General features: G+C 64.3%; 9 protein-coding genes and 2 pseudogenes. 1 reads left to right on the top strand and 10 read right to left on the bottom strand.

The features are described 5' to 3' along the window. Positions 1-24: 24 nt before the first annotated feature. On the bottom strand, positions 25-840 hold the full coding sequence (locus tag DRB87_RS06390) for an SDR family NAD(P)-dependent oxidoreductase (protein ID WP_130025282.1): 816 nt from the start codon (positions 838-840) through the stop codon (positions 25-27). Between the two features lie 215 nt (positions 841-1,055). Here DRB87_RS06390 and DRB87_RS06385 point away from each other — a divergent pair, with 215 nt between their 5' ends. Continuing rightward, positions 1,056-2,078 carry a LacI family DNA-binding transcriptional regulator gene (locus DRB87_RS06385; RefSeq protein WP_017235441.1) on the top strand — a complete coding sequence of 341 codons (1,023 nt, stop codon included), beginning with the start codon at positions 1,056-1,058 and terminating at the stop codon, positions 2,076-2,078. Positions 2,079-2,204: 126 nt separating this feature from the next. On the opposite strand, the pseudogene galE reads toward DRB87_RS06385, so the two are convergent. The 9 genes and pseudogenes from galE to DRB87_RS06340 form a co-directional block, all read right to left on the bottom strand. Further along, positions 2,205-3,226: pseudogene (gene galE / locus DRB87_RS06380) on the bottom strand (UDP-glucose 4-epimerase GalE). A gap of 30 nt (positions 3,227-3,256) precedes the next feature. After that, positions 3,257-5,088 (bottom strand): annotated as a pseudogene (gene glmS, locus DRB87_RS06375) (glutamine--fructose-6-phosphate transaminase (isomerizing)). Positions 5,089-5,250: 162 nt separating this feature from the next. Continuing rightward, entirely contained in the window at positions 5,251-6,150 is a 900-nt protein-coding gene (locus DRB87_RS06370; protein ID WP_240756207.1) for an endo alpha-1,4 polygalactosaminidase, read from the bottom strand. A gap of 20 nt (positions 6,151-6,170) precedes the next feature. Continuing rightward, positions 6,171-7,550: an exopolysaccharide Pel transporter PelG gene (pelG, locus tag DRB87_RS06365; RefSeq protein ID WP_130025280.1), complete on the bottom strand. Its 1,380-nt coding sequence runs from the start codon at positions 7,548-7,550 to the stop codon at positions 6,171-6,173. Continuing rightward, positions 7,550-9,097, bottom strand: coding sequence for a GT4 family glycosyltransferase PelF (gene pelF, locus DRB87_RS06360; RefSeq protein ID WP_130025278.1), 1,548 nt, complete (start codon positions 9,095-9,097; stop codon positions 7,550-7,552). Before pelF ends, pelG begins: the two co-directional genes overlap by 1 nt. Further along, positions 9,097-9,759, bottom strand: coding sequence for a hypothetical protein (locus DRB87_RS06355; protein ID WP_130025277.1), 663 nt, complete (start codon positions 9,757-9,759; stop codon positions 9,097-9,099). The genes pelF and DRB87_RS06355 overlap by 1 nt, the downstream gene beginning before the upstream one ends. Next, a complete protein-coding gene (locus DRB87_RS06350) occupies positions 9,756-10,097 on the bottom strand; it encodes a hypothetical protein (RefSeq protein WP_130025276.1) in 342 nt (113 codons plus the stop codon). The genes DRB87_RS06355 and DRB87_RS06350 overlap by 4 nt, the downstream gene beginning before the upstream one ends. Then, on the bottom strand, positions 10,090-11,502 hold the full coding sequence (locus tag DRB87_RS06345; protein ID WP_017235434.1) for a PelD GGDEF domain-containing protein: 1,413 nt from the start codon (positions 11,500-11,502) through the stop codon (positions 10,090-10,092). Before DRB87_RS06345 ends, DRB87_RS06350 begins: the two co-directional genes overlap by 8 nt. An 11-nt stretch (positions 11,503-11,513) precedes the next feature. Continuing rightward, positions 11,514-12,059 (bottom strand): penicillin-binding protein activator LpoB, encoded by a 546-nt coding sequence (locus tag DRB87_RS06340; RefSeq protein WP_130025275.1) that lies wholly within the window; start codon positions 12,057-12,059, stop codon positions 11,514-11,516. Positions 12,060-12,081 lie beyond the last annotated feature (22 nt).

Raw genomic sequence — 12,081 nt, 5'->3', positions numbered from 1 at the left:
ATTGATCCTCCCGGCGGCGTGGCGTCAGTTGCAGCGAACGTGCATGCCGCCGTCGACGAGCAATTCCACGCCGTTGATGTAGCGCGCCTCGTCCGACGCCAGAAATACGGCCGCATTTGCCACGTCCCAACCATCCCCCATGCGACCGGTCGGGGACAGACGGTTGCGCGCCTCCACCATCGCCTGCGCGCTCGGGTAAAAGCCGGAAATTTGTTGATAGATGTGCGGCGTGTCCATCACGCCCGGCAGAATGCAGTTCGCCCGGATGCCCTTGGCCGCATACTGCAATGCCACGCTCTGGGTGAGCGAATTCACCGCCCCCTTCGATGCCGCATAGGCGCAATAGGCATAGCCAGTCCAGCGCACGCCGCCGAGCGCGCCGATGTTCACGATCGCGCCGCTGCCCTGGGCCTCCATGAGCGGCAGCACGGCCTTGCACGTGAGGAACATGCTCTTGACGTTGACCGTCATCACGCGATCCCAGACGTCCTCGGTGGTTTCCACGGGCCCGCCCTGGGAGGTAATGCCGACATTGTTGTGCAGAATGTCGACGCGACCGTAGGTCTCGATGGCGGACGCCACGGCACGCTGCACGTCGTCCCAGCGCGTAACATCGGCGGCCAGCGCGACGGCGTCGTTGCCTTCGTCGGCGATCACACGGCATGTGACGTCGGCCGCTTGCTGCGCCCGGTCCACGGCCACGACCTTGGCGCCGCTGCGGGCATAGGCCACGGCAGCCGCCTTGCCATTGCCCCACCCATCGCCGACCGATCCCGCGCCGAACACCAACGCCACGCGTCCCGCCAACCGACGCGGCGCCGACTCACCGACTGCTGCCATCACAATGTCTCCTGTGCATTCGCGTACCGGCCTGGCGGTACGTTCGTGGATGTCTTGAAGACGTACGATAGGTCGCAACGCCATGATCGACCAACTCTGAATCATGATGTGATTTGATGCGTTTTGATGAAGTATGCTGTGATCGTCGACGCGATGGCACGTCAAGCGAGACCGCCGCCGCACATCACATCGAGGGGAAGCGAATGAGACGAAACATGCCCAATCTGGCCGACATCGCACGTCTGGCGGGCGTTTCCACGGCCACGGTCGATCGTGTTCTGCATCGCCGCGAGGGCGTGCGGCAGACGACCGTGCAGCGCGTGCTGCATGCGGCCGGTGAGCTGCAATACCTGCCTGAGCCGGCACTGGAAGCGGTTCGGGCGGTGCCTCCCACGCAGGTGCTGTTCGTCCTGCCCGGTCGCAGCAGCAAGTTCCTTCGCATGCTGGGCGAATGGGTACAGTGCTCGCAAAACCAATGGGCGCCGTATCACGTGAACTGTCGCGTCCAGTTCATCCAGGGGTTCGATCCGGACGCACTGTCAGCCGCATTGCTGCGACGTGGACGCGGCTGCAACGGGGTGGCCTTCATGCCGCTGGAGCATCCCAAAGTGCGCGAGGCGGTCGACACGCTGGCCGACGAGGGTGTGGCGGCCGTGACGTTGGTGTCCGACCTGTCGCACTCGCGGCGCATCGCCTATGTCGGGTTGGACAATGGCTCTGCAGGGCGAACGGCGGCGTATTTGATCGCGCGCTTCGTCGGCGCGAAGCGGCACGCGAAGGTGGCGCTCATCGCGGGCTCGCTCAGTTACAAGGCGCACGTTGAACGCGAGGCGGGATTTCTGCAGCTCTTCTCAGAGCAATACCCGCAGATGCAGGTCGTCGGGCTTCGCGAAGGCTACGACGACGAAGCGGTCAACTACCGACAGACGCGGGCGCTGCTCGAACAGCATCCGGATCTCGCGGCAATCTACAACATCGGCGGTGGTTCGGAAGGCGTTGGGCAGGCGCTCAAGGAGGCGGGCATGCAACACAAGGTCGTCTTCATCGGGCACGGACTGACGCCCGACACCCGCGCGCTGCTCATCGACGGCTCGATGGATGCCGTCATCACCCAGAGCCCGCAAAGCGCCATCATGAACTGTGTGCGCATCTTCGCCAATCTGCGCGAAAAACGCGATCTGTCCGCCGGCATCGAGGCGAATCGCAGCCAGGTGATCTTTCGCGAGAATCTGCCGTAAGCCATCGCACGGCGGCGAGGCGTTGCGCGCCCTGCCCGCAGGTTTGCGTGACGCGTACCGACGCGTCGAACCCGTGCCCCCTTCCCCGTGCTCGACACGTCGGCCGACCAAGACGAAACACCAGGCTCAGCGATAACCGTTCGGGTTGCGCATCTGCCAGCGCCAGTGATCGGCGCACATGCGATCGATACCGTATTCGGCTTCCCAGCCGATGAGATCGCGCGCCATCGCGGTCGCCGCGTAGCAGCTACCGATGTCGCCGGCGCGTCGCTCGACGATTTCGTACGGCACCGGCTGGCCGCTCGCGGCTTCGAACGCCTTCACAACCTGCAGCACGGTGTAACCGTGCCCGGTGCCCAGGTTGACCGTGAAGCCGCCATCGCGTTGCTTGAGCGCATCGAGTGCGGCCAGGTGCCCGCGCGCGAGATCGACCACGTGAATGTAGTCGCGCATGCCCGTGCCGTCCGGCGTCGGCCAGTCGCCGCCGAACACCCGCAGGCGCTGGAGCTTGCCGACCGCCACTTGCGCCACGAACGGCATCAGGTTGTTCGGCACGCCGGCGGGATCCTCGCCGATGCGCCCGCTCTCGTGTGCGCCCACCGGATTGAAGTAACGCAACAGCGCGATACGCCAGCTCGGGTCCGCCTTGGCCACGTCGTTCAGGATCGTCTCGGCCATGAGCTTGGTCTGACCGTAGGGATTCGTCGCCGACAGCGGGAACGATTCGTCGATGGGTACCGTTGCCGGATTGCCGTACACGGTCGCCGAAGAGCTGAACACGAGGTCCTTGACGCCATGCGACTGCATGGTCTCGACCAGCGTGAGCAGGCTGTCGATGTTGTTGCGATAGTAGGTGAGCGGCATTTCAACCGACTCCCCACCGCCTTGAGCGCGGCGAAGTGAATGGCGCCGGTAATGCCAAAGCGAGTGAACAGGTCGTCGAGCACGGGCTTCGAGCACGCGTCGCCCTCGATAAAGATCGGGGCGCGCCCGGCAATTTCACCGATGCGCCGCACCGCCTCCCGATGGCTGTTGACCAGATTGTCGAGAATGACCACGTCATAGCCGTGCGCGAGCAGCTCGACACAGGTATGCGAGCCGATGTAACCGGCGCCGCCGGTCACGAGAATGGTTCCGAGTGTATTCATGCTTTGCCCTTGAGGCATCTCATCCGTTGGCTATTCGACGGTCACCGATTTCGCCAGATTGCGGGGCTTGTCGACGTCGGCGCCCGGGCACACGCCGTATGATAAGCCAGCAATTGCAGAGGCACCACGTGGAGCACCGGCGACAGCTCACCGTAATGCTCGGGCATGCGGATGACACGAATACCGTCCGCGCTGGCAATGCGCATATCGCCGTCGGCCAGCACGTAGAGTTCGCCGCCACGCGCGCGCACTTCCTGCATGTTCGACTTGAGCTTCTCCACCAGCACGTCGTTCGGCGCGACGGTCACCACCGGCATCTGCTCGCTGACCAGCGCGAGCGGGCCGTGCTTGAGTTCCCCTGCGGGGTACGCCTCGGCGTGGATGTACGAAATCTCCTTGAGCTTCAGCGCCCCTTCGAGGGCGATCGGATAGTGCAGCCCGCGCCCGAGAAACAGCGCGCTCGGCACGTCGGCAAATTGCGCCGCCCAGGCAATGAGCTGCGGCTCGAGCGCGAGCACGCTCGTGAGCGCCGCCGGCAAGTGACGCAACTGCGCGAGGTGGCGCGCCGCTTCGTTCGCATCGATGCGCTTGCGCTCGACACCGAGCGTGACGGCCAGCATGAACAGCGACACGAGTTGCGTGGTGAACGCCTTGGTCGACGCCACGCCGATTTCCGTGCCCGCGCGCGTGATGAACGACATCGCCGTCTGCCGCACGAGCGCGCTGGTCGCCACGTTGCAGATCGCCAGCGTGCGATCGTGTCCCAGGCTCTGGGCATGCTTGAGCGCGGCAAGCGTGTCGGCCGTCTCTCCCGACTGCGAGATGGTCACGACGAGCGCTTGCGGATTGGGCACCGACTCGCGATAGCGGTACTCGCTAGCGATCTCGACCTGCGTGGGAATGCCGGCGAGCGCTTCAAGCCAGTATTTGGCGGTGAGCCCCGCATAGTAGCTGGTGCCGCAAGCGAGAATCAGCACACCGTTCACCTGCGGCAAGACGTCGGCGGCGCCTTCGCCGAACAAGGCCGGAGAAAACTCGGTGATATCGGCAATCGTGTCCGCAATCGCCCGCGGCTGCTCGAAGATTTCCTTCTGCATGTAATGCTGATACGGTCCCAGCGAGACTTCGGACTGGTACGCCGCCATCGCGCGAACCGAACGCTCGACCTCCACGCCCTGCGCGTCGAGCACCGACACGCGCGCGGGTGTGAGCAACGCCACGTCGCCTTCCTCGAGATACATGAACCGGTCGCAGTGACCGGCGAGCGCCATGGCGTCGGAAGCGAGGAAATGCCCATCCGCCGCAAAGCCGATCACGAGCGGCGAACCTTGACGCGCGCACACCATGCGCTCCGGTTCGTCCTTGCTGATGACGGCGATGGCATAGGCGCCCCGCAATTGCGCTACGGCCGAACGCACGGCGTGCACGAGCGTGCCACCGTCGTTCGCCGCGAAATGCGCATCGACCAGATGGGCGATGACTTCGGTGTCGGTCTGGCTCGTGAACTCGTAGCCCTTGGCCCGCAGCGCTTCGCGCAGCGCCTCATGGTTCTCGATGATGCCGTTGTGCACCAGCCCGATCCGTTCGCGCGAGAAGATCGGATGCGCGTTCTCGGTCGCCGGCGCGCCGTGCGTCGCCCACCGCGTGTGCGCGATGCCCAGTCCCGCGCCCATGGCCGCGTCGGCCAGTTGCGCCTGAAGTTGCGCCACGCGCGACACGCTGCGCACGCGCGTGAGCCGATGCGCTGCGTCGAGTACGGCCACGCCGCACGAATCATAGCCACGATATTCGAGACGGCGCAGTCCTTCGACCAGCACCGGTACCACGTCACGGCGTGCCACGCCGCCCACGATTCCACACATGACTTCCCCTCAACAATCAATTGGATGAGCGCAGCACGACGCCACCGCCCGAATGGCCGGTTGCGTTCGCCTGCGTGTTGACCTGTCTGATGTCCGGCGTGGTGATGACGGCTCGCCGGGATTGTCTTCCGCCTTCTTCGTTGTCTCGCGCGGTGCGCTGCGTCAGTTCTGCGCCGCGGCGGGATTGACCTGCATGAGGTGACCGTCGCCCACGTAAGGAATGAGGCCCTGCGCGCGAATCTGCGCAACGGCTTGCCTGGCGCACTCGGTATCCGAGGGGGCGCAGTAATCGATAGCGATCACCGGCAGGTCGTAGCGCTCGCGCACTTCGCGCGCCCGCGCGAGCAACCACGCGCGATCGTCTTCCGGCACCGCCACGTAGCGCTGATTCCCCTCGTCCCAACCGCGATAGAGCGATTCGAACGCCACGGCCGCCACGTCGCCGTGCACCTCGGGCATCAGCACGAAACCGCGATTCAGAATCAGTTCGGCGCGCGGGAAACGGCGCCGAATTCGCTTGATGACCGCGACCAGCCCGGCTTGCTGACGCGCACGCTCGGCATCGGTCTTGGCGACCAGTTCGTACGAATCGAGCGTGTCGAGGAAAAAGCCGCGATAGCCCTTGGCCCATAACGGCGCGATGACCTTCTCCACGAAAAACTGAGGCCAGCCCGGGGCGGCCTGATCGATCACTTCCGATTTCCAGTCGCCATTGCGGCCAATACGCCAGGCTTTCGGGATCGCGGCGTAGTAGTCGCGCGTGGACAAGACTTCGCCCACGCTGACGTAAGCGATCCAGCGCCGGCCCTTGGGCTCGGTGGCCGGGTCGACGGCCTTCGGCACGAAGCCGTTGTCGGGCTCGATCACCACCTGATCGTAGCCGGCAAGCGCCTTCGGATCGAGCGTCGCGCCATAGAAAAACGCAATGCGCCCGAAGGCAGGCGGCTGCGCCGATGCGGTGTTGAGGAAGAAGCCGGCAAAGACCCCCACCACCCCGCCCATGAATCGAGCCAGTGGGCAGCGCCACCAAGTGGCGTGCGGTTGCGTCGTGTTGTCAGACATGGCGATCGGCAGCGGCAGTGTCAGCGCTGCTGTTGCAGCATGTAGGTTTCATATTCGAGCGCATCGAGCCGGCGATCGAGCAACTGCATCGCCACCATCACGACGACCAGCAGCGCCAGCGCGAAACCGTAGCCGTAGGCATTCGGTCCGAGCATCAGCGTGGCCCACGTGAACAGGCCGTTGGCGACGACCATCGCGGCAGTGAGCGCCAGCACCGTGCCACGCCGGTCCAGATAAAAGAAGATGTTCAGAATTCCGAGGAAAAGCACTTGCAGGCTCGCGGAAATGACGTCGATGTGCAGCAGCGGCAGATACAGCACCGAAATGCCGATGAGCCGTAACAGCTTGTCGCCGAACGCGAAGATCAGCAGCGTAACGACCGCCTGGATCTTCAGAATTTCGTACAGACCGGTGCGGACCGAGCGCACCATCATGTCGCGCGATTCTTCGATGTACTTGAGCGTGCCGCCGGTACGCACCGCGTTGAAGAACTGATCGTAGTACTCGACGAAATCCGTCTCGATACGCAGCAGAAACACCGCCATGCCCGGAATCACGCACAGGTACGAGAGGAACACCGGCAGATCGTAGATCACCGACGCGCGCAGCGGGCCAATCACGTCCTGCCCGGTGACCGGATAGAACCAGAACATCAGCTTGTCGAGCCAGATGCCCAGATTGAACAGCAAACCCACGAACATCAACGACGGATACGAGAAGCGACGCGCAAAGACCTGCCAAAGCAGATATTCGTCCGTGCGGTAGTTGCGGTGAATCAGACAGACCATGCCGAGCAGCAGGATCAGGTGACCGATGACGAAACCGCCGAGCAGCCCTTCGAGTCCGTAGCGGTTGAGCAGCACCGCACTCACCACCGTCACGGTGTAGCCGACGAAGAAGATCCCCAGCACGGCACGGTATTGCTTCACGCTCGTGAGAAACAACACGCCGATCCAGATATTGCTCACGATCACGAAGCCCGTGAGCATCAACAGCCGATAGCCCGTCGACTGGCCGCGGAACACGGTCAGCGCGAGGATGAGACCGATGATGCCCGTGCCGACCGTCGTGACCAGTGCGACCGCGTTGTAGTTCGGCAGCACCAGATCGGGACGCCGCTCGAACAGCCGGTCGCTCAGAAAACGCGTGAACGAGAGTTGAAGTATGCCCGTGACGATGAGACTGAACGCGATCAGATACGTCACCGACACCTGGAACTGCACGATGAGGCCCGGCGGTTGCACGACCGCGAGGCTCATCAGGCCGATGAGCAGAATACCGAGAATCGAGAGAATCAGCGGGCCCGCGCTGATGACCCCGGCGTAGCCATAGGCCGCCAGCGTGCTGGTCAGCGTGTCGCGCCGGAGAATCTTGCGAAGTTCAAAGCCAATACCGGCCATCAGTGGTCTCCCGCAACCACCCCGGCGGCGGGACGCGCCAGCAGTGTCTCGTACAGACTGCGATAGGCGTCCTGCATCTGGGTGATCGTGTAATAGCGTTCGACGCGCGCGATCGCCGCGCGCTGGGCCGCATGCCAGGTGGTGGGCTCGAGCACGTCGAGCAGCGCCTGGGCGAATTGCTCCGGGTTGGCGATCTGCACGACCTTGCCGGCAGGCCCGAGGGCGCGATCCTCATCGCCCAGGCCTTCGACCAGTTGGCGGCACGAGCCGACGTCGGTCGTCACCACGGGCACGCCGGCCGCATAGGCCTCCAGCACCACCAGCGGCAACGCTTCGGAAATCGACGACAGCGCCATGACGCCGACCTGCGGCAGGATGTCGGACACCTTTTGAAAGCCCATGAACCGAAGGCTGTCCTCCAACCCCAGGCTCGCCGCAATGTCACGACACTCCTGCGCGTAGGCCGGATCTTCTTCCTCGGGGCCGACCACCCACCCCTGCAGCCCCGGCATGTGGCGGCTGGCGATGAAGATCGCCCGAATGAACGTCTTGATGTCCTTGATGGGCACCACCCGGCCGATCAGCGCCACCACCGGCGGGATGTCGGCCGGACGCTGCTCGCGCAGCGGCGCAAACTGCGCCACCGAGATGCCATTGGGCGTGTTGCGGGTCTTGTGCTCGGGCGCGCCGTCGGCGATCTGGCGCAGACGATTGCCCTCGAAGAGCGCGGTGATCTCGTCGGCCGCCTCGTAGCACACGCGTCCCATCGCTTCGAAGAAGCGCACCCACAGGTTCTGGAAATAACCGACCTGCGAGATGTCGCGCTCGAACAGGCCCCGGTTGTCTCGAATCCACTGGCTCTGCAGCAGATCGATCTTGCGCTCCTTGGTATAAATGCCGTGCTCAGAGACCAGCAGCGGACGCTGGTGCTTGAAGCGCAGCAACGCGCCCAGGAAGCCCGCGTACCCCGTGGAAACGGTGTGGTACACCTTGGCCGGGATCAACTGGTCGCAAATGCGCGCGAGTTGCCACAACGGCTTGTGCATGATCCGGATCGTCCAGAAATAGTCCGTGAACGACGGATCCAGGCAGTACTTCTTGTAGCGATCGGTGATCATGTCCCACGAGCGCCGGCTGTGCAGGAAATTGGCCTCGCTGATCTCGCCGTCTTCGGCGAGCATCGGAATCACGTCGTGAATCAGCTTGCCGATGCCTTCCAGGTCGTCGCGCCGACGCAGCATGTCATGCATCTTCTCCATCTTCTCGAACGCCTGCGCGTCACCCTCGGCGGCGCGCATCGGCGCGGGCGCCTCGAATTCGTAGAGATAATGCGCCTCGAAATGCACGATGTTGTCGTACATCGGATAGACCATGTCGCCGTAGTCTTCGCGACGGCTACCGATGAACACGACGGCAAACGTCAGGTCCGGGAATGCGCGGATCATCTGATCCACCCACGACGACACGCCACCCCGCACATACGGGAAGGTGCCTTCGAGCAGCAAAGCGATGTCGGCCGAGTCAGCGCGACGTTCGTTGGTACGCATTAGCGGGTCCAGAAACGCATGACGGGCTGCAGCATCGGGGTGGCCGTGCCATTCCCGAGCCCGGCGAGCATCTGCCCGACCCGTCCATATTGATGTTTGAGGAACGCGACTTCGGCAAGCCAGGGCACGAGTCGGTCCGCAGGAAATTGATGGAACTCGGCACGCTGCAGACACTGTTCCGCTTGCTCCGGATCGTGACGCATCAGCGCGCAACGGCCCAGCAGGTACCACATGACCGCATCGCTCTCGCGATGGGCGAGCGCCTCGCGGGCAAATCGCTCCACGCGCTCCATCGTGAATCGGTACACCTCGCCACGCACGAGGTTCTGATAAATCAGCTCCCAGTACAACTCGGCGAGCCGATGGTTCGCGTCGGCACGATCATCGTCGTTCTCAGCACGATCGCGCTGGGTGCGCGCGTCGAAAATACGCTGCATGATCTGCTTTTCCACGCCGTCGATAATCCCGTAGGCGAGCAACCGGATCTCTTCCACCGGATCGGCCAGCAGGTCACGCATGATCTCGCCGGTGGCCCGCGACGGCAGGGCCTGCACCGACACCAGTGCGGCCACGCGGTCTTCGCTGGTGCCTTGCGTGTTGCGCAAACGCGCACGCAGGCGCGCACCGGCGCCGTGCGTGACGCGCGAGACCAGATACGTCACGAACTCGGGCGGTCAACGGCCCCGGAGCGGGCGAGCTCTTTCGGCGCGGGGAACAGCACGCTGATCGCCATCACGCCGAGGAACAGCAGCAAACCGCCCACCGGCATGAACAAGCTGATCGCCAGGCTGTGCCAAAACGCCCCGGTACGCCCGTGGTAATGCTCTGGCAGTACCGAACGAACGAAGGTCGCGGTGAGCACTGCCGTGAGCAGTTGCCATCCAAAGAAGACCACGAGCGGGTCGATCCGCCAGGCCGGCTCGAAGAGCGTGCGCACCGCCTGGGCCTGCGCGAGCAGGGCCAGGATACCGAGCGTGATCGCCAGCAGTTTTTTAAGCATGATCGCGGCAGCGCTCCAGCAATTTGCTCAGCCCCTCGCCCGGGGCGCGCTCGTCCACGCTCGCCGAGTGCACCGCCACGTGACCGGTTTGGAAATCCAGCCCGTATTGCTGACGCAGCGCGCTCTCAATGCGGATGAGGTACCCGTCGATGCCATTCTCATCGGTAATCGGCATCAGGGCGATGGCGATTTGCTGACGAGGGCCTGACTGAATCCACAAGGCGTCGAGCGCCCGGCGCGAACGCACGGTCTGCTCGAACAGCGAATCGCCGCTCGCGCCGCGCGGGAAAACGAGCGCCACGAGCGACGACTGGATGCCGCTCTGGCGCTTCATGCGAGCAAGGCGTCCCAACTCCAGCGCGAAGTCGTAGGGCACGCTTGGCACCTCGTCGCGCACGCTCGCCACCACGCCCTGCTGCGCCACGCCGTCGGCGTAATAGGCCAGCAGCACCAGCAGCAATTGCAGGTTGTCGTGATTGAGCGCGAGGAACGACATGCGGCGCACGATCAGCATGCCGTTGATGTTGCCGTCCGTGTCGGTGAGCGGTGCGCACACAATATACGCACTCCCCTCGCCGACCGTCACGTCGTCGCGCACATGCGAGAGCGTGCCTTCGCGCAGGCAAGTCTGCACGAGCGGATCACTCTCCACGGGCGTGAACGCCTCGCCCACGCACGCCACCGCCGTGGGCACCAGCCGCCCGAGGTGCACCGGGAAGACCGACGCCACTTCGATCTGGCACGTCAGCGCGGCAAACTCAAGCATCGGCTGCGCGTTGGGCAACGTTTGCGCCGCGGCGCCCGCCTCGTTGGAGGTCGTCAGTTCTCGCAATCGCATGATGGCGTCGCGCATGGTGCTCGGCTTGGTGAGCAAATCGCGCTCGAGCCGTTCGTGCGAGACACGCAGCAGGTAGTGATTGTTCGTAATGGCGACGAGGCGATCGTTCAGATACGTGTTGATGCCCCGAGCCCGGGTCGCGCGGTTGCCCCAGATGTCGCAGAAGTGCCCGCCAACAACGATCATCGTGAAGCCGCCGACGAAGAACATCGCCGGGAACGGCTCGCCATGCAAGCCATACAAGCCGTACCAGACGGCGGCAAGCACGAGCCCCGCCACCACGCCGAGCAGCGCGCCGTAGCGCAGCGCCATGACCAGGGCGACGAGCCACATCCATGGAAAGCCCAGCCCGATGAGCAGCGGATCGCCGGGTCGCAGCAGCCAGGCAATCGCCACGGCGAGCGCCATGCCGGTGACCACCTCGAAGACCGCTACCGGGCGCGCCACGGCCGGCGCGATCAGTCGGCCATAGGTGCTCACGTTGCCGAACGGCTCCGAGCGTCGCACCTGTTCCGGGCCGACGGGCTTCGCGTCGATGGCAGCGTCCTGTTGAGTCGCGGTTTTCACGATGCGGCCCGTTACCGTTGCGCCAGCGGTGCCAGCAGATTGCGAATCAACGTCTGACCGACGCCGGCCAGGCTCGAACGGCTCCAGCCGCTGCGGCTGCCGGTCGCGCTCCAGACGATGCTGCCGTTCGAGACATCGATGACATCGAACGTCACGCCGGCCACTGGTTCACCATCGACGCCGACCTTGTAGCGCCATTCGGTCACAGCCCCCGAGAGCGCATACTTCGCGCCGGTCTTGCGCGCCCATTCCAGGGCACGCATGCGCGCTTGTGCGCTGTTGCCGCCGACGAGCGAATCGCCGCCGTCCGGATCGCCGACATAGCGATGCAGATCGGTAAAGCCGTTCTGGACCAGAATGCTTTGGGCAATACTCTCGGCGCGCTGGCCGGCATCCGGCGTTTCCGTCGTATTGGCGATCGGCAGAATCGCCCAGGCGGCCGTCTTGGGCAGATTCGGGGCGTCGCCGACATTCATCGTCGAACAGCCCGCCACCAGCGCGGTCAGGACGGCAGCGCCGGCCAGGCGGCGCCACAGCTTACTCACGATTGTCTTCATGGTCTTGCTCTCCCTTGCGGAT

Origin of the sequence: Pandoraea sp. XY-2 (assembly GCF_004193915.1) — a bacterium.
Classification (GTDB): domain Bacteria; phylum Pseudomonadota; class Gammaproteobacteria; order Burkholderiales; family Burkholderiaceae; genus Pandoraea; species Pandoraea cepalis.
The sequence above is the reverse complement of the archived record's forward strand: the minus strand, read 5'-3'. Positions and strand labels throughout refer to the sequence as shown.